This window comes from Rhodovulum imhoffii, from assembly GCF_003046545.1.
Classification (GTDB): Bacteria; Pseudomonadota; Alphaproteobacteria; order Rhodobacterales; family Rhodobacteraceae; genus Rhodovulum; species Rhodovulum imhoffii.
The window spans coordinates 1-16482 of sequence record NZ_QAAA01000030.1; the positions used below are offsets into that span (position 1 = coordinate 1).

Genomic DNA, 16482 nt, shown 5'->3' on the forward strand with positions numbered 1-16482 from the left:
GCCGAAAACGACTACGGATCCCTCGGAGACACATCAACTCTCGCAGACCCCTCCGTCGTCGATAACCTCATCGAAAACAGAAAAAAATAAAAAAAGGGCCGGTCGAAAGACCGGCCTTTAAGTCAACACCCTGCGGGAAGAGGCGCCACCTCGGCGCTGCGGCTGATTTCCCCGACGCCGGGTTCACATTCCCCGACTTCTTCTTCGATCCGGTCTGCGCAAGCGGCCAGGAGTGCCACCAGCGACATTCCCAGAACCAGCCGCCCCATATTGGTCAGTTTCGTCATGCCCCAGTCTCCCAGTAAACGGGCGTTTCCATCCGCCCTACCCGAATTCGTGAGTTTGCCTTTTATCCCGCCTCGATCAAGCCGGACGCGACGTAAAGCACGGGGTCAGTCGAGCCCATGCAACACCTTGCGCAGAGTCTCGAATATCTGGTCGATCTGCGCCTTCTCGACGATCAGCGGAGGCGACAGCGCGATGGTGTCTCCGGTGGAGCGCACCAGCAAGCCGGCCTCATAGGCATTCAGAAAGGCGGAAAAGCCACGCTTCGCCGGCTCCCCGGACATGGGTTGCAGCTCGATCGCCCCGATCAGGCCCATGTTGCGGATGTCGATCACATGGGGACATTCACGCAGGCTGTGCAAGCCCTCCTGCCAGTAGGCCTCCAGATCGGCGGCGCGCTGAAACAGGCCTTCCTCGCGGTAAGTCTCCAGTGTTGCAAGACCGGCGGCACTGGCGATCGGGCAACCGGAATACGTGTATCCGTGAAAAAACTCAATCAGGTGGTCCGGTCCGTTCATGAAGGCATCGTGGATCTCCGCCGAAACCAGCACCGCCCCCATCGGGATGATCCCGTTGGTCAGTCCCTTGGCGGCGGTAATCATGTCGGGCCGGACACCGAACCTTTCCGCCGCGAAGCTCGCCCCGAGGCGGCCGAAGCCGGTGATGACCTCATCGAAGATCAGAAAGATGCCATGACGGGTACAGATTTCGCGCAGGCGCTCCAGATACCCTTTTGGGGGCATCAGCACGCCGGTCGACCCAGCCATCGGCTCCACGATCACAGCCGCGATGGTTTCCGCCCCGTGCAGCGCAACGAGCCCGTCCAGGGCGTCGGCCAGGTGCGCCCCATGTTCCGGCTGCCCTTTTGAGAACGCGTTTTGCGGCAGATGCGTATGCGGAAGATGATCCACCCCCGACAGAAGGTTACCGAAGACCCGGCGGTTATTGACGATCCCCCCGACCGAAATACCCCCGAAATTGACCCCGTGATATCCCCTTTCCCGCCCGACCAGCCGGGTGCGGCTGGCTTCGCCGCGCGCACGGTGGCAGGCCAGCGCGATCTTCAGCGCGGTTTCCACGCTTTCCGAACCGGAATTGGTGAAGAACACGTGATCCATGCCCCCTGGCGCAATGTCGCGCAGCGCGCTGGCCAGTTCAAATGCCTTTGGGTGCCCCATCTGGAAGGCCGGGGCATAGTCGAGTTCCGCCGCCTGTTGCTGAATTGCCTGCACGATCTTCGGACGTTTGTGGCCCGCATTGCAGCACCAAAGCCCCGCCGTTCCATCCAGAACCTGCCGTCCGTCCGCCGTCGTGTAATACATTCCCTCAGCCGCCACGAACATGCGCGGCGCCTTCTTGAACTGGCGGTTGGCGGTAAAAGGCATCCAGAATGCCGAAAGATCGTTCGGGGCCGGCTTGCGATCAAGCGCCATGACTGTTCCTCCCTTGCTCGGCCAGCGGCCTTTGAAAAGACGCTAGCAGAGGGCGAAGCGCAGTCAAGCACGCCCGGACCTGCCCCAATTCGCCGCATCGCGGGGTCTTGCAGGGGATGCAAGTGCGTCTTTCATCCTTTGGCGCGGTGACGTATAAGCAGCGCGATTTACCTGCGTTCCTGCCCTGCAGGGTTCAGATGACGAGGACGGCATGACACAACACTCCCACGACGCGGACGTGGCCTTCATTCAGGCGCTGGCGGAACTGCTGCGCGAAAACGACCTGACGGAACTCCAGGTCAAGCGGGAATACGGTGAGGATGACAGCCTCGACGTTCGCGTATCACGCGCGGCTCCCGCCGCGGCCCCGGTCGCCCTGGCCGCACCCGCGGCCCCTGTAGCGGCCACGGCGATTGCCGCCCCCACTGACGCCCCCGCCCTTGTCGAAGACCCGGCCCAGCATCCCGGCGCGGTGACCTCCCCGATGGTCGGCACTGCCTATCTTCAACCCGAACCGGGGGCTGACGCATTCGTTTCCGTGGGCACAAACGTCACCGAAGGACAGACGCTGCTGATCGTCGAAGCGATGAAGACCATGAACCATATTCCCGCGCCGCGGGCAGGTACGGTAAAGCGTATTCTCATCGAAGACGGCGCGCCTGTGGAATTCGGCGCTCCCCTGATGATCATCGAATAAGGCGCGGCCCATGTTCGACAAGATCCTCATAGCCAATCGCGGGGAAATCGCCCTGCGTGTCATCCGTGCCTGCCGCGAAATGGGCATTCGCTCGGTTGCGGTTCATTCTACGGCCGATGCGGACGCCATGCATGTGCGCATGGCCGATGAAAGTGTCTGCATCGGTCCGCCACCGGGCACGGAAAGCTACCTGTCGATTCCCGGAATCATTTCCGCCTGCGAGATCACCGGGGCACAGGCGATTCACCCCGGCTACGGGTTCCTGTCGGAAAACGCACGCTTTGTGCAGATCGTCGAGGATCATGGCCTGACATTCATAGGCCCCTCGGCGGAACATATCCGCATGATGGGCGACAAGATCACCGCCAAGGACACGATGAAGGCGCTTGGCGTACCGTGTGTTCCCGGCTCCGATGGAGGCGTGCCCGATCGCGATTCCGCGCGCAAGATTGCGGCGGAGATCGGCTACCCGGTCATCGTCAAGGCCACTGCGGGCGGCGGCGGACGCGGGATGAAACTGGCCCGTACCGCCGAGGACCTCGAACAGGCCTTCCAGACCGCGCGGTCCGAAGCCAAGGCCGCCTTCGGGAACGACGAAGTCTATATCGAGAAATACCTTGGCCAGCCCCGCCACATCGAGATCCAGGTATTCGGCGACGGGAAGGGCAACGCCGTCCATCTGGGAGAGCGGGATTGCTCTCTCCAGCGCCGTCACCAGAAAGTCCTGGAAGAAGCCCCCGGCCCGGTGATCGACGGCGAAACCCGCGCCCGGATTGGAAAAATCTGCGCCGATGCGGTCGCCAGCATTAAATATTCCGGGGCCGGTACGATCGAGTTCCTGTACGAGAACGGAGAGTTCTACTTCATCGAGATGAACACCCGCCTTCAGGTGGAACACCCGGTGACCGAGGCGATTTTCGGCGTAGACCTCGTGCGGGAGCAAATTCGCGTCGCCGAAGGGAAGCCCCTCTCCTTCTCGCAGGACAAACTGAAGATCAACGGCCACGCCATCGAAGCGCGCATCAACGCGGAAAGGTTGCCGAAATTCGCCCCCTGCCCCGGAACCATCAGCGCCTACCACGCGCCCGGCGGCCTGGGCGTGCGCATGGATTCGGCGCTTTACGACGGCTACACGATCCCACCCTATTACGACAGCCTGATCGGAAAACTGATCGTCCACGGCCGCGACCGGAACGAGGCGCTGGCCCGCCTCAACCGCGCGCTGGGCGAACTGATCGTGGACGGGGTCGATACCACCGTCCCCCTGTTTCGTGCCCTGCTGGAGGAAGAAGATATCCTGACCGGCAATTATGACATCCACTGGCTGGAACACTGGCTGGAAACCAACCTCAGCTGAGCCGGGCAGGATGACAGCGCAGGAGACCCCCTCGCCAGAGATTCTGCTGGACGCGTATGCGGCAGGCGTTTTCCCGATGTCCGATTCACGCCACGACCCCGAGATCTTCTGGGTCGAACCGCGCCGCCGCGGTATCATCCCGCTGGACGGGTTCCACATTTCCCGCAGCCTGCGGCGACGGCTGCGGCAAGAAGATTACAGGATTACCGTAAACGCCGATTTCCCCGGTGTGGTTTCCGCCTGCGCAGAGCGCCCGGAAACCTGGATCAACGATACGATCGCCCGGCTTTACGGCCAGTTACACACGATGGGCCACGCCCATTCCCTGGAGGTTTGGCAGGGGAAAACGCTGGCGGGCGGCGTCTACGGCGTTGCCCTTGGCGGTGCATTCTTCGGAGAAAGCATGTTTTCCCACCGGCGCGATGGATCAAAGATCGCTCTGGCCTACCTGGTGGACCGGCTCCGGCGGGGCGGGTTCGTCTTGTTCGATACGCAGTTCATCACGCCGCATCTGGCGAGTCTCGGCGCGGTGGAGATTTCTCAGGCGGACTACCGCGACCGTCTGAACGAAGCCCTGACCCTGCATGGGGATTTCATGCGGCCCGGCGCGCCTCCCACGCCTCAGGGCCTGTTGCAGTACAGGACCCAGACATCATAGCGCGGATGTTCCATCGCGCTGAGCGCCGGGCTAGAGGCCATCACCCACCCGGCGAAGGTTTCCGTTCCCTCGCGGGAATCGATCACCGTGATGTAAGCGAAGGCATCGGACGCCGGATCCCCGACCGGATAGCGGCACTCACGCAGCGTGACCAGCAAATATCCCAGTTCGGCCGTCTGCCCCGCTGACAAAGACATGTCCGTGACGCTGCCGGTCAACTTGTCCAGCCCGCGCACCTCCGCCCCCGGAGCCTCGGCCACCTCTTGCGCCCCCGCCGACCCGGCGACCATAAGACAGAAAAGCGCCGCCCGGATCATTCTTCGTCTTTCTGGGTAACGAATTTCATAAGCAGAGAGATCAGCGAAACCGACCCCTGCGTATCCTCGATCTCGCCCCCCGGAGCGAGGTTGAAGGGGGACCCTCCGGGCACAAGTTCAACATAATTGCCGCCCAAAAGCCCCTCGGAAGAAATCAGGATCGCACTGTCGTCAGGCAGATCAATCCCTTCCTTGATGGATAAATGCGCATCGACGCGGAACGTCTGCGGGTTGAGATCCAACCCCGTGATGGTGCCGATCTTGACACCCGCCAGCCTCACATCTGTCCCGACCGAGACCCCTTCAACCGACCGGAAAGACGCGGTCAGTTCATAGCTGCCCGCCCGGCTCTGCGACACCCCCGTGGTATTGGAAGCGTAAACCAGAAATCCGATCGCAAGCGCAAGAACCGCGCCGCCCACCAGAAGTTCCGTGGAGTTCGTATCAGCCATGGGGATTACTCGGGTTTCCAGGCCTCGTAGTCCCGGCGAATTGCCGGTTCGGGCCGCCGGATGGACCCCGGGGGCGCATAGGCCTCGGGCGTGCCGGTCAGGTTCTTATGGTGCGGCTTCTCCCAAGCTTTGCGCGGCAGAGGGGCCTCGGTCGGTGGCGCGTCGAAAGTCCCGTGCAGCCATCCGTGCCATTCGGGCGATACCCGGCTGGCCTCGACCTCACCATTATAGATCACCCACCGGCGCTTGCCGTCACGGTTTTGGTAGAAGACGTTGCCCTGATCATCCTCACCGACCCGCTGCCCGTGCCGGGCGGTAAACAGCCGGGTACCCAACGTTTCGTTGTTCCACCAGGTGGCCAGTGCCAAAGCCTTGTCCAGAATACCCATGAAGCCCTCCGCGCATACTCCCCTCCATATGGACCATCAGCGCGCCAAGGTCCAGTGGGCAACGGCGCGTCCCGTTTTCGGGACGCGCCGTACACGCAGTCTTTGCACCTGAGATCAATCGATCAGACCAAGAAGCTTGTTCAGACTGTCCTTGGCATCGCCATAGAACATGCGCGTGTTCTCCTTGAAGAACAGCGGGTTTTCGATACCGGAATAGCCGGTCCCCTGCCCGCGCTTCGACACGAACACCTGCTTGGCCTTCCAGACTTCCAGAACCGGCATCCCCGCGATCGGGCTGTTGGGATCATCCTGCGCAGCGGGATTCACGATGTCGTTGGAGCCGATCACGATGGCGACGTCCGTTTGTGGAAAGTCATCATTGATTTCATCCATCTCCAGAACGATATCGTAAGGCACTCTGGCCTCCGCCAGCAGAACGTTCATGTGGCCGGGCAGACGGCCCGCCACCGGGTGGATGGCAAAGCGCACCTCCTTGCCCTGGCCGCGCAGGCGCTTGGTCAGTTCACTGACGGCATTCTGAGCCTGGGCCACGGCCATGCCATAGCCGGGCACGATGATGACGCTGTCGGCGTCGTTCAGCGCGCTGGCCACGCCCTCCGCATCGATCGGGATCATCTCTCCCTCGATCTCCGCCGCCGGACCCTGTGTTCCGCCAAAGCCGCCCAGAATCACGCTGACGAAATGGCGGTTCATTGCCCGGCACATGATGTAGCTGAGGATCGCCCCCGAAGACCCCACAAGCGCCCCGGTCACAATCAGCAGGTCATTGCCCAGCGTGAAACCGATGGCCGCAGCCGCCCAGCCCGAATAGCTGTTCAACATGGACACCACCACCGGCATATCGGCGCCGCCAATCCCCATGATCAGATGCCAGCCGATGAACCCCGCGATGAGCGCCATCACGACCATCGTCCAGATCCCCGCACCGGTGAAATAGAGATACCCCAGCACAATACACAGGATCAGCGCGGCAAGGTTCAGGATGTGGCCACCGGGCAGTTTCTTCGGCTTGCCGTCAATCTTGCCGGCAAGCTTGCCGAACGCGACGACCGAACCGGTGAAGGTGATCGCCCCGATAAATATTCCCAGGAAGACCTCGACCTGGAGAATGGCGATCTCCACCGCGTCCTTTGCCGCCAGCTTCCTGGCGAACCCGGTCAGCGTGTCAAGGCTTTGGCCGGCATCCTTCATCGCGGTGACGGAGTTCAGCTCCAGCTGGGCGTTCAGGCCGATGAACACGGCCGCGAGACCCACGAAGCTGTGCAGCGCGGCCACAAGCTGGGGCATCTCGGTCATCTCGACCCGCCGCGCAACCTGATAGCCCGCGTACCCCCCAATGGCGATGGCCGGTGCCAGAAGCCAGTAATTCCCGATGCCCGGGCCGAATACGGTGCCGACCACGGCCAGCCCCATGCCGACAATGCCGTACCAGACGGCGCGCTTGGCGCTTTCCTGGTTGCTCAGCCCGCCGAGGCTGAGGATGAACAGAACGGTAGCGGCAATATAGGCCGCAGAAACGATACCGATGGACATACCCCTGCCCCCTTACGATTTCTGGAACATGGCCAGCATCCGGCGCGTCACCAGAAAGCCACCCACGATATTGATCGTCGCGATCAGAACCGACACCGCGGCAAGGATCACCACGAGCCAGTTGCCCGACCCGATCTGCAAAAGCGCGCCAAGGATGATGATCCCCGAGATCGCGTTGGTTACCGCCATCAGGGGCGTGTGCAGGCTGTGGCTGACGTTCCAGATGACCTGGAATCCCACGAAACAGGCCAGCGCGAAAACGATGAGATGGCTCATGAAACTTTGCGGCGCGAAGGCCCCGACCAGCAGCATCAGCACGCCGCCCGCCATCAGCAGCGCCACCTGACTGATGGTCTGCTTGCGGAAGGCTGCGGCCTCCTGCATCTTTTTCTCTTCGGGGCTCAGTTCCTTCGGCTTGTCCTTCTTCGGCGCCGCGGCAATCGCCTTCACCTTCGGCGGCGGGGGCGGGAAAGTGATGTCCCCCTCAAAGGTCACCGTAGCCCCGCGAATGACGTCGTCCTCCATGTTGTGGACGATCCTGCCATCCTTCCCGGGCGTCAGGTCGGTCATCATGTGACGGATGTTGGTGGCATAAAGCGTGGAGGATTGGGCGGCCATCCGGCTGGGGAAATCCGTGTAGCCGACCACCGTCACCCCATTGCCGGAGACGATCTTCTCCCCCGGTCTGGTCAGGTCGCAGTTGCCGCCCTTTTCCGCCGCAAGGTCCACCACGACAGAGCCGGGCTTCATCGCGGCCACCATATCCTCCAGCCACAGCTTGGGCGCCGGACGCCCTGGAATAAGCGCCGTGGTGATGACGATATCCATGTCGGGGGCCAGCTCGCGGAATTTCGCCAGCTGCTTTTCCCGGAACTCGGGGCTTGAAGGCGCGGCATATCCGCCGGTTTCGGCACCGTCCTGGGACTCCTCGAAATCGAGGAAGACGAACTCCGCCCCCATCGACTCGATCTGTTCGGCCACTTCGGGGCGCACATCGAACGCGTAAGTGATTGCCCCCAGAGAGGTCGCCGTTCCGATCGCGGCCAGCCCGGCCACCCCGGCACCGACCACCAGAACCTTCGCAGGCGGCACCTTGCCGGCGGCAGTGACCTGTCCGGTAAAGAAACGACCGAAATTGTTGCCTGCCTCGATCACCGCGCGGTAGCCCGCGATATTCGCCATCGAGGACAGAGCATCCATCTTCTGCGCACGGGAGATGCGGGGCACCATGTCCATCGCGATGACATTCGCACCCTTGTCCTTGCACTGCGCCAGCATCGCCTCGTTCTGGGCGGGCCAGAAAAAACTGATCAGGGTCTGCCCCTCACGCAGGCGCGCGACCTCCTCCCCGGACGGTTCACGCACCTTGGCGACGATATCCGCAGCGGCCCAGAGCGCCTGTGCCCCCTGCACGATTTCGACACCGGCCTTTGCATAGGCCGCATCGTCAAACCCGGAGGCCACCCCCGCCCCGGCCTCGATCACGCACGCATACCCCAGCTTTTGCAGCTGAAGGGCGCTGTCGGGGGTCATCGCAACGCGCGCTTCCCCCGCGAATGTTTCCTTCGGTGCCCCGATTTTCACGATCTCATTCCCCTTTTCGCGCATACTTTGCCGGACAAGGTTCGATTCTGCTGGTGACTGATAACACTGCGCAATAATGTTTCACAAGCCGGTCTCTTTCTTTCGTATCAACCGTTCCCTTGAAGTTACAACCAACGGGCACGGACGCCGCCCCGTCGCGACACACCGTCCCGGCCGGGCTTCGATTCGGGTCCGATGAAACACCGTGCGATCACGGCCATCAATACCGACGCCCGATCCAGGCCGGGCCAGGCCCCCCGGACATGCGTCGGGCCGTCATGACAGACGTGGCGGCTTGGAACATGGTCGGTCCTCAAAAGGGTTCGTATCGTATTTCGCGCTTGCGGCAAAGCTTGGCAATGGGCGGAATTGTCCCGCCTCTTGCACAGGTCTTCGCGGCGGGGCAATCAGGGACATGATCCGCCATGCCCTTACCCGCCTGCGCCCCGCCCGCCCCGGAGACGGGCCTGCGGCCTATGCGTTGTTCCATGCCGCCGTGCATGAAGGGGTCGCACATTTCTATACCGTGCCCGAGCGCACCGCATGGGCCCCCGCCATCCCCCCGCCGGACTGGGAAACCCGTCTTCTGGAGGGGCACGGGCTGATCGCCAGCCGGATGGGACAGATGGCGGGGTTCATGGTGATGGGCGCCGACGGGTTCATCGACCTTGCCTATGTCCGCCCCCGCGAAATGGGCCGGGGCGTGGCGGACATCCTTTATGCCGCGCAGGAAGCCCATGCCCGCACCCTTGGCCTGGCCCTGCTCCAGACCGAGGCCAGCCACCTCGCCCGCCGGTTCTTTCTGCGCCACGGCTGGCGGCAGGTGGCCCGCCAAAGCGTGATCCGCAACGGTGTGACCCTGACGAATTTCCGGATGGAAAAACAGCTTCAGGCGGATCGGCGCGCGGCGCCCTGACCGGCCCAGCCGTACACCGCCGCACCGAACGCAGCAAAAAGCGGGCGCGACACCGGGTCTTCCGCGGCCTTGTATTCCGGGTGCCACTGCACAGCGAGCGCAAACCCCGCCGCCTCGCGCACATAAAGCGCCTCCGGTGTGCCATCGGGCGCCCAGCCGTCGATGATCACCCGCGCCCCTTCCTGCTTGATCCCCTGACCATGCAGCGTGTTCGTCATGACCTCCCGCGCGCCCAGAAGCCGGTGGAACACACCATCTTCGCGAAACCGCACCTTGTGGCGCAGGGCGAACTTTTCCGCAAGGGTTCCGTCGGGAGGCATGCGGTGGTTCATCCGGCCCGGCAGGTCACGGATCTCGGGGTGCAGGCTGCCCCCCAGCGCGACATTGACCTCCTGAAACCCCCGGCAGATTCCAAAGAACGGCTGCCCCCGCTCCACCAGCGCACGGATGAGAGGCAGCGTGATTGCATCGCGGGCACGGTCGAACGCGCCGTGAGCCTCGGTCGCCGACTCGCCGTATTCCTCCGGGTGGACATTGGGGCGCCCGCCGGTGAGCAGAAAACCGTCAAAGCTTTCCAGAAGCTCCGGCACCAAGACAAATCGCGGATCGGCCGGAATCAGAAGCGGCATTGCCCCCGTGACACAGGCGATGGCCTCGGAATTCATCGTACCGCCCGCATGGGCCGGGTAATCGTCGTTGATAAGGTATTGGTTGCCGATAATGCCGACACGCGGGCGTTGCATGGGGTCCTCTCGCATTCGTGTGCTTACGATATAGCCCGAAACCGGGTGGGGAAAGGGGCCGGCGCTTGCAGTTGGAACTGGTTGGAGTAGACCTGCCACAAGCGAAGGAGATTGCGATGAAAGATCTGCCCACCCGGCCCGTGCACCTGAAGGACTACACCCCGCCCCACTGGCTGGTCGGAGAAGTCCGCCTGACCTTCCGCCTTGCACCGAACGCCACGCGGGTGATTTCACGCATTTCCTTCCGGCCCAACCCCGCAACGGCGCAACGGCGGTTCTTTCTGCATGGGGAGGGGCTGAAACTGATTTCCGCCCTGATCGACGGACAGCCGGTGACCCCTGAAATCACCGCCGAGGGGCTGACCTGCCCCACCCCCGACGCCCCCTTCGTCTGGGAAGCCGAAGTCGAGATCGCTCCGGCCGCCAACACCGCGCTGGAGGGGCTTTACATGTCGAACGGCATGTATTGCACCCAGTGTGAGGCCGAAGGCTTCCGCAAGATCACCTATTACCCCGACCGCCCCGACGTGATGGCCCCGTTCCATGTGCGAATCGAAAGCGACGCGCCGGTGCTCTTGTCCAACGGCAACCCGGCGGCACAGGGGCCCGGCTGGGCAGAGTGGCATGACCCATGGCCCAAACCCTGCTATCTCTTCGCGCTGGTGGCCGGGGATCTGCGCGCGGTATCGGACCGTTTCACCACCACCGGCGGGCGCGGGGTCACACTGAACGTCTGGGTGCGCCCGGGAGATGAGGGCAAGGCAGGCTACGCGCTCGACGCACTCAGGCGGGCAATGCGCTGGGACGAAACCGAATATGGCCGCGAATACGATCTGGACATGTTCAACATCGTTGCCGTGGACGATTTCAACATGGGGGCGATGGAAAACAAGGGGCTGAACATTTTCAACTCCAGGTTCGTGCTCGCCAGTCCCGAAACCGCGACCGACCGCGACTACGAACTGATCGAAAGCATCGTCGCGCATGAATATTTTCACAACTGGACCGGCAACCGCATCACCTGCCGCGACTGGTTTCAGCTGTGTCTCAAAGAAGGGCTGACCGTGTTCCGGGATCAGTGCTTTTCCGCCGATCAGCGCAGTCCCGCAGTCAAACGCATCGACGACGTGCTGCAACTGCGGGCCCGCCAGTTCCGCGAGGATGGCGGCCCGCTGGCCCATCCCGTGCGGCCTGAAAGCTACGTGGAAATCAACAATTTCTATACTGCCACCGTCTATGAAAAGGGCGCCGAGCTGATCGGCATGCTGCGCGCTCTTGTCGGGCCGGAAGCCTACCGCCGGGCCCTGGCTCTCTACTTCGATCGTCACGACGGCGACGCCGCCACCATCGAGGACTGGCTGAAAGTTTTCGAGGACGCGACCGGGCGCTGCCTTTCGCAGTTCTCACGCTGGTATTCGCAGGCGGGCACACCCCGGCTGCAGGTCAGGTCCAATTTCAACAACGGCATCTATACTCTGCGGTTCCGGCAGGAGACGCCGCCGACCCCCGGACAGCCCGACAAATCCGCGCTGGTTCTGCCCATCGCCGTGGGCCTGCTGTCAGCCGATGGCGCGGAGATCGTGCCCACGACGGTTCTGGAGATGAGCGAGACGCGCCAAACCTTTACCTTCGAAGGGCTGACGGAAAAGCCGGTGGCCTCGATCTTGCGGGGGTTCTCCGCGCCGGTGATCCTGGAGCGCGCACTCTCCCCGGAGGAACTCGCCTTCCTGCTGGCCAATGATACCGACCCGTTCAGCAAGTGGGAGGCCGGGCGCACCCTGATGCGCTCAGTGCTCTGCGCAATGACCACCGAGGGCAGCGCCCCCATCCCCGCCTTGCTGGAGGCGCTGGCCGCCGTCGCCACAGATACCGCGCAGGATCCCGCCTTCCGGGCGCTGACCCTGCGTCTGCCCGACACGGACGACATCGTCGAGGCCCTGCACAGCCAAGGGATTACCCCCGATCCCCTGGCCATTCACGCCGCACGGGAGACGCTGCAAACCGCCATCGCCGAACACCTGGCGGAAAGTCTGCCCGACCTTTACGAGAGCATGGCCTGCCCGGGTCCCTACAGCCCCGACGCCCGCGCCGCAGGCCGCCGCGCCCTGCGGCTGCGCGCGCTGGGGCTGCTGGCCCGGCTGGACGAAGGGCACCGTGCCGCCGCTCTGTTCGAAACCGCCGACAACATGACGGAAAGTCTGGGTGCACTGGCCGCGCTTGTGGAAACCGGGCGGGGGGAGGCGCAACTGGCCCGCTTCCACGATCTCTGGGCCGGGGACCGGCTGGTGATGGACAAATGGTTCGCACTGCAAGTCAGCCTGGCCAGACCCGAGGCCGCCACACAAACCGCCCGAACCCTTGCCGAACGGCCCGATTTCGACTGGAAGAACCCCAACCGTTTCCGTGCGGTGATCGGTGCTCTGACGATGAACACCGCTGGGTTTCACCACCCCTCGGGGGCCGGATATACCTTTGTCGCCGACTGGCTGCTGCGCATGGATGCCGCAAACCCGCAAACTGCCGCGCGCCTGTCCACCGCGTTTGAAACCTGGCCGCGCTTCGATGCAACCCGGCAAGAAAAAATGCGCGCGGAAATCAGAAGGATTATTGGAAAAGAAGGACTTAGCCGTGACATGACGGAGATGGCCGACCGTATCCTGCGCGCTGACGCGTGATCTCGCCACCATTTCTTTTGACGTTGTGGGGGCTATATGCTGTCCTGTCACGGGAATGACACGTGGGCATGGTGACAAGGCGCATGAAGGAAAGACTCGACCCTCTCATCGAAGAGCGCGCGCCCTGGCTTTTCACGGATCGCGTCTGGAGCACACCCTCCCGCACGGTGTTGACCGGCCTGCTGGGTTACAGGCGGACACTGGCGCTGGGCGAGGTGCTGAAACGCCATCCCGCCCCTGTCATCATGGATGAGATGGCCCGGATGCTGGCCCGCGACGTTCAGGTCAAGGGCTTGGAAAACATCCCGCGTTCCGGCCCCGGCCTGATCGTGGCCAACCACCCCACCGGCATCGCCGACGGGGTCATGCTGTGGTCGGTCCTGGCAAGGCTGCGGCCCGACATCTTCTTCTACGCCAACAGCGACATCATGCGCGTGCTGCCACAGATGGAAGCCATCATCGCCCCGGTCGAATGGCGTGAGGAAAAGCGAAGCCATGCCAAAACGCGCGAAACGATGGCCTATACCCGCAAGGCGATCGAGGCCGGACGGCTGGGGGTGATCTTCCCCTCCGGGCGGCTGGCCAAGCGGCGCGGGCTACGGTTGCATGAACGGCCCTGGATGGCATCGGCGGCAATGATCGCGCGCAAGTTCGACCTGCCGGTGGTTCCGCTCAACATCCGGGCGCGCAATTCGGTGCTGTTCTACCTGTTCGACCTGATCCATCCGACCTTGCGCGACATCACGCTGTTTCACGAAACACTGAACAAGCACCGTCAGCCCTACCGATTCACCGTGGGGGAACCAATCTCCCCCGGCGCGCTTCCGGCAAGATCCGAGGATGGGATAGAGATGCTGCGCTCTGCCGCGCTGGCACTGGGTGGGCGGCATGCGCCGACGGTCAGCCTGGTGGACAGCACCCGGCGTCCGGGCTGGGTCAGGTCATTCGCAAACTGAAAACGCTTTGGCGATCGCCTTCGGTTCTCATCGGACGGATGCATCCCGTTTGCCTGGCGGTATGGGATCCACCCAACACCCGGCCATACCAATTGGCCTGCCCTCCTGACCGCCTCGACACCCGAGAAACGGCGGGCGGCGCAGAAATCCCCCACCGCAGGCGTTCAGGTTTTCGCCGAAACCCACGACGCCGGCACAGAACGCCTTGCACCATCAGTGCCGCACCGCTCCGCATTCGTCGTTACGTTGGAAACCGCGCAGGATGACGGCTGAAACCAACGCACCCCACACCACCACCACCGGTGTCGCGGGGAGAGTTCCCGCAAGGGCATTATCGGGAACTGTACCGATGCTGCCTCCGGCACGGCGCAGGATTCCGGTGCCACACTCGAACATCATGCCGGGGTCAGCCCCCGGCCAGAACATCCCCGATCGCGGTTTCGATCAGTGCAAGGTCGCGCGGGGAGGACAGGCGGTGATCCGCGCCCTTGACCAGGGTCAGCCGGGCATCCGGGCTGTCAACATGGTCCAGCAGTCGCAGGGCTACAGACACGTCCACATCCGTATCCGCCGTACCTTGCAAAAGGCGCACCGGCCCCGGTACCATCAGGGGACCCCGCAAGATGAGGTTCTTCCGCCCGTCCTCGATCAGGCGGCGGGTAATGGTGTAAGGGTCATCCGAATACTCGGAAGGCAGCGCCACCTGTCCGTCGCGCTCCAGGGCCGTCTTCTGGTCAGGCGTGAAGGAGGCCCACATGCTGTCCTCGGTAAAGTCGGGGGCCGCGGCGAGACCGACAAATCCGGCCACACGCGCAGGCATCCGCCGGGCCAGCAGCAGCGCAATCCAGCCCCCCATGGAACTGCCAACCAGAACCTGCGGCCCCTCCGTCAGGGCGGAAACCGTCTGAAACGCATCTTCCGCCCAGTCCCCGATGCTCCCTTCCGTAAACGCCCCCGACGACTGCCCGTGCCCGGAATAATCCATCCGCAGGAAAGCCTGCCCCCGTGCCTTCGCCCATGCCTCCAGATGCAGAGCTTTCGTCCCCTCCATGTCCGACATGAAGCCTCCCAGAAATACCACGCCCGGTCCCGCGCCTGCGGTCTGGTGATATGCAATACGGCGACCGGAAGGTGTCTCTAGAAAAGATGGCGTCATCGGGGGCTCCATTTGGGTTTGGGTCAGACTACTTGCCCTGCCGGACACCGCAACCCCTTGCCCGCAGACCGGATTTCCGATCCCCTGACGCCATGACACATGCCCGCCTGACCCCGCTTGTCGCCAGCCTGCCCGCCAGCGTCCCCTTCGTCGGCCCAGAGACACAGGAACGTGACCGGGGCCGCCCGTTCCGTGCCCGACTCGGAGCGAATGAAAACGGCTTCGGCCCCGCGCCCTCGGCGATTGCCGCGATGCAGGCCGCCGCCGCCGACGTCTGGAAATACGGCGACGCGCAGAACCATGACCTGCGCGCGGCGCTGGCCGCCCATCATCGGGTCTCGCCGGACAACATCATGGTCGGTGAAGGCATCGACGGGCTGCTGGGCTATCTGGCCCGGATGACCGTCGCGCCCGGCGATGCGGTGGTAACCTCCGCCGGGGCCTACCCGACCCTCAACTACCATGTGAGGGGCTTTGGCGGCGCCCTGCACATGGTCCCGTTTCACGATGACCGGGAAGATCCCGAGGCGCTGATCGGTCGTGCGGCACAGGTGGGGGCGAAGCTTGTCTACCTTTCCAACCCCGACAATCCGATGGGCACGTGGCATGAGGCTGCGACCGTGCAGGCCATAATCGATGCCGTGCCGGAGGGCACGCTGGTGGTGCTGGATGAGGCCTATATCGAGTTCGCGCCCGACGGCACCGCCCCGCGTATCGACCCCACGGATGAGCGGGTGATACGGTTTCGCACATTTTCCAAGGCCTACGGGCTGGCCGGTGCACGGGTGGGCTACGCCATCGCGGCGGCGCCCCTGATCAAGGCCTTCGACAAGATCCGCAACCATTTCGGCATGTCCCGCATCAGCCAGGCCGGTGCCCTGGCGGCCCTGGCTGACGCCGCCTGGCTGACGCATGTGCAGGCGCAGGTCGCACAGGCCCGGACCCGGATCGGCGAAATCGCGGCCGGGAACGGCCTGCGGGTGCTGCCATCGGCCACGAATTTCGTTACCATCGACTGCGGGCGCGATGGCGCCTTCGCCCGCGCGGTGCTGGATGGGCTGGTACGGCATGACGTGTTTGTCCGCATGCCCGGCGTTGCCCCGTTGGATCGTTGCATACGCGTCTCCGCCGGACCGGAGGCAGAACTGGACGTGTTCGCACAAGAGTTGCCCAAGGCCCTGGCAACGGCAGGTTAAAGCGGTTTGCGTTTGATTTGACTCGGCTTGGGATTCACAGGCCAGATTTTTCTCCGGTTCACTTCTGTTGGGAGGTGGATCATGGGCAAACCTTACTCTTTGGACCTTCGGGAA

16 protein-coding genes are annotated in these 16482 nt (G+C 63.4%); 7 read left to right on the top strand and 9 right to left on the bottom strand.

What is annotated here, in order from left to right:
* Positions 1 to 122 precede the first annotated feature (122 nt).
* Entirely contained in the window at positions 123 to 287 is a 165-nt protein-coding gene (locus C8N32_RS15045; RefSeq protein WP_170106819.1) for a hypothetical protein, read from the bottom strand.
* Between the two features lie 105 nt (positions 288 to 392).
* Entirely contained in the window at positions 393 to 1718 is a 1326-nt protein-coding gene (gene aptA / locus C8N32_RS14055; protein WP_107893607.1) for an omega-aminotransferase AptA, read from the bottom strand.
* Positions 1719 to 1929: 211 nt separating this feature from the next.
* On the opposite strand from aptA, the gene accB reads away from it, so the two are divergent.
* From accB to aat, 3 genes are read left to right on the top strand one after another with little or no spacing between them, the layout of a single operon-like run.
* Positions 1930 to 2415, top strand: a complete 486-nt coding sequence (gene accB / locus C8N32_RS14060; RefSeq protein ID WP_107893608.1) for an acetyl-CoA carboxylase biotin carboxyl carrier protein — start codon at positions 1930 to 1932, stop codon at positions 2413 to 2415.
* Positions 2416 to 2425: 10 nt separating this feature from the next.
* The gene (gene accC, locus C8N32_RS14065; RefSeq protein WP_107893609.1) at positions 2426 to 3772 is read left to right on the top strand and encodes an acetyl-CoA carboxylase biotin carboxylase subunit; all 1347 of its coding nucleotides are present in this window, start codon (positions 2426 to 2428) and stop codon (positions 3770 to 3772) included.
* A 10-nt stretch (positions 3773 to 3782) separates the two neighbouring features.
* The gene (gene aat / locus C8N32_RS14070; protein WP_107893610.1) at positions 3783 to 4430 is read left to right on the top strand and encodes a leucyl/phenylalanyl-tRNA--protein transferase; all 648 of its coding nucleotides are present in this window, start codon (positions 3783 to 3785) and stop codon (positions 4428 to 4430) included.
* On the opposite strand, the gene C8N32_RS14075 is transcribed toward aat, so the two are convergent.
* The 5 genes from C8N32_RS14075 to C8N32_RS14095 form a co-directional block, all read right to left on the bottom strand.
* Positions 4394 to 4747 (bottom strand): DUF2155 domain-containing protein, encoded by a 354-nt coding sequence (locus C8N32_RS14075; protein WP_107893611.1) that lies wholly within the window; start codon positions 4745 to 4747, stop codon positions 4394 to 4396. The two genes, aat and C8N32_RS14075, sit on opposite strands and share 37 nt — an antisense overlap.
* Positions 4744 to 5199, bottom strand: a complete 456-nt coding sequence (gene mlaD, locus C8N32_RS14080; RefSeq protein WP_107893612.1) for an outer membrane lipid asymmetry maintenance protein MlaD — start codon at positions 5197 to 5199, stop codon at positions 4744 to 4746. Before mlaD ends, C8N32_RS14075 begins: the two co-directional genes overlap by 4 nt.
* A gap of 5 nt (positions 5200 to 5204) precedes the next feature.
* Entirely contained in the window at positions 5205 to 5588 is a 384-nt protein-coding gene (locus C8N32_RS14085; protein WP_107893613.1) for an NADH:ubiquinone oxidoreductase subunit NDUFA12, read from the bottom strand.
* Between the two features lie 114 nt (positions 5589 to 5702).
* Positions 5703 to 7142, bottom strand: a complete 1440-nt coding sequence (locus C8N32_RS14090; protein WP_107893614.1) for an NAD(P)(+) transhydrogenase (Re/Si-specific) subunit beta — start codon at positions 7140 to 7142, stop codon at positions 5703 to 5705.
* A 12-nt stretch (positions 7143 to 7154) separates the two neighbouring features.
* Positions 7155 to 8726, bottom strand: a complete 1572-nt coding sequence (locus C8N32_RS14095) for a Re/Si-specific NAD(P)(+) transhydrogenase subunit alpha (protein ID WP_107893620.1) — start codon at positions 8724 to 8726, stop codon at positions 7155 to 7157.
* Between the two features lie 415 nt (positions 8727 to 9141).
* On the opposite strand from C8N32_RS14095, the gene C8N32_RS14100 reads away from it, so the two are divergent.
* Positions 9142 to 9642, top strand: a complete 501-nt coding sequence (locus tag C8N32_RS14100) for a GNAT family N-acetyltransferase (protein WP_107893615.1) — start codon at positions 9142 to 9144, stop codon at positions 9640 to 9642.
* Here the strand turns inward: C8N32_RS14100 and C8N32_RS14105 are convergent.
* Positions 9615 to 10385 carry a gamma-glutamyl-gamma-aminobutyrate hydrolase family protein gene (locus C8N32_RS14105; protein ID WP_107893616.1) on the bottom strand — a complete coding sequence of 257 codons (771 nt, stop codon included), beginning with the start codon at positions 10383 to 10385 and terminating at the stop codon, positions 9615 to 9617. The two genes, C8N32_RS14100 and C8N32_RS14105, sit on opposite strands and share 28 nt — an antisense overlap.
* 116 nt (positions 10386 to 10501) lie before the next feature.
* Here C8N32_RS14105 and pepN point away from each other — a divergent pair, with 116 nt between their 5' ends.
* Together pepN and C8N32_RS14115 are read left to right on the top strand one after the other, a co-directional pair.
* Positions 10502 to 13060 carry an aminopeptidase N gene (gene pepN, locus C8N32_RS14110; protein ID WP_107893621.1) on the top strand — a complete coding sequence of 853 codons (2559 nt, stop codon included), beginning with the start codon at positions 10502 to 10504 and terminating at the stop codon, positions 13058 to 13060.
* Between the two features lie 83 nt (positions 13061 to 13143).
* Positions 13144 to 14016 carry a lysophospholipid acyltransferase family protein gene (locus tag C8N32_RS14115; RefSeq protein WP_107893617.1) on the top strand — a complete coding sequence of 291 codons (873 nt, stop codon included), beginning with the start codon at positions 13144 to 13146 and terminating at the stop codon, positions 14014 to 14016.
* A gap of 406 nt (positions 14017 to 14422) precedes the next feature.
* Here the strand turns inward: C8N32_RS14115 and C8N32_RS14125 are convergent, their stop codons facing one another.
* Positions 14423 to 15184, bottom strand: coding sequence for an alpha/beta hydrolase (locus C8N32_RS14125; RefSeq protein ID WP_420853804.1), 762 nt, complete (start codon positions 15182 to 15184; stop codon positions 14423 to 14425).
* 80 nt (positions 15185 to 15264) lie between these two features.
* Here C8N32_RS14125 and C8N32_RS14130 point away from each other — a divergent pair, with 80 nt between their 5' ends.
* The gene (locus C8N32_RS14130; RefSeq protein WP_107893619.1) at positions 15265 to 16368 is read left to right on the top strand and encodes a pyridoxal phosphate-dependent aminotransferase; all 1104 of its coding nucleotides are present in this window, start codon (positions 15265 to 15267) and stop codon (positions 16366 to 16368) included.
* Positions 16369 to 16482: the final 114 nt, after the last annotated feature.

Bases quoted from the DNA above. Each gene is read 5' to 3' on its own strand.
- C8N32_RS15045 (WP_170106819.1), bottom strand. From the start codon at position 287: ATGACGAAACTGACCAATATGGGGCGGCTGGTTCTGGGAATGTCGCTG.
- aptA (WP_107893607.1), bottom strand. From the start codon at position 1,718: ATGGCGCTTGATCGCAAGCCGGCCCCGAACGATCTTTCGGCATTCTGG.
- accB (WP_107893608.1), top strand. From the start codon at position 1,930: ATGACACAACACTCCCACGACGCGGACGTGGCCTTCATTCAGGCGCTG.
- accC (WP_107893609.1), top strand. From the start codon at position 2,426: ATGTTCGACAAGATCCTCATAGCCAATCGCGGGGAAATCGCCCTGCGT.
- aat (WP_107893610.1), top strand. From the start codon at position 3,783: ATGACAGCGCAGGAGACCCCCTCGCCAGAGATTCTGCTGGACGCGTAT.
- C8N32_RS14075 (WP_107893611.1), bottom strand. From the start codon at position 4,747: ATGATCCGGGCGGCGCTTTTCTGTCTTATGGTCGCCGGGTCGGCGGGG.
- mlaD (WP_107893612.1), bottom strand. From the start codon at position 5,199: ATGGCTGATACGAACTCCACGGAACTTCTGGTGGGCGGCGCGGTTCTT.
- C8N32_RS14085 (WP_107893613.1), bottom strand. From the start codon at position 5,588: ATGGGTATTCTGGACAAGGCTTTGGCACTGGCCACCTGGTGGAACAAC.
- C8N32_RS14090 (WP_107893614.1), bottom strand. From the start codon at position 7,142: ATGTCCATCGGTATCGTTTCTGCGGCCTATATTGCCGCTACCGTTCTG.
- C8N32_RS14100 (WP_107893615.1), top strand. From the start codon at position 9,142: ATGATCCGCCATGCCCTTACCCGCCTGCGCCCCGCCCGCCCCGGAGAC.
- C8N32_RS14105 (WP_107893616.1), bottom strand. From the start codon at position 10,385: ATGCAACGCCCGCGTGTCGGCATTATCGGCAACCAATACCTTATCAAC.
- pepN (WP_107893621.1), top strand. From the start codon at position 10,502: ATGAAAGATCTGCCCACCCGGCCCGTGCACCTGAAGGACTACACCCCG.
- C8N32_RS14115 (WP_107893617.1), top strand. From the start codon at position 13,144: ATGAAGGAAAGACTCGACCCTCTCATCGAAGAGCGCGCGCCCTGGCTT.
- C8N32_RS14125 (WP_420853804.1), bottom strand. From the start codon at position 15,184: ATGGAGCCCCCGATGACGCCATCTTTTCTAGAGACACCTTCCGGTCGC.
- C8N32_RS14130 (WP_107893619.1), top strand. From the start codon at position 15,265: ATGACACATGCCCGCCTGACCCCGCTTGTCGCCAGCCTGCCCGCCAGC.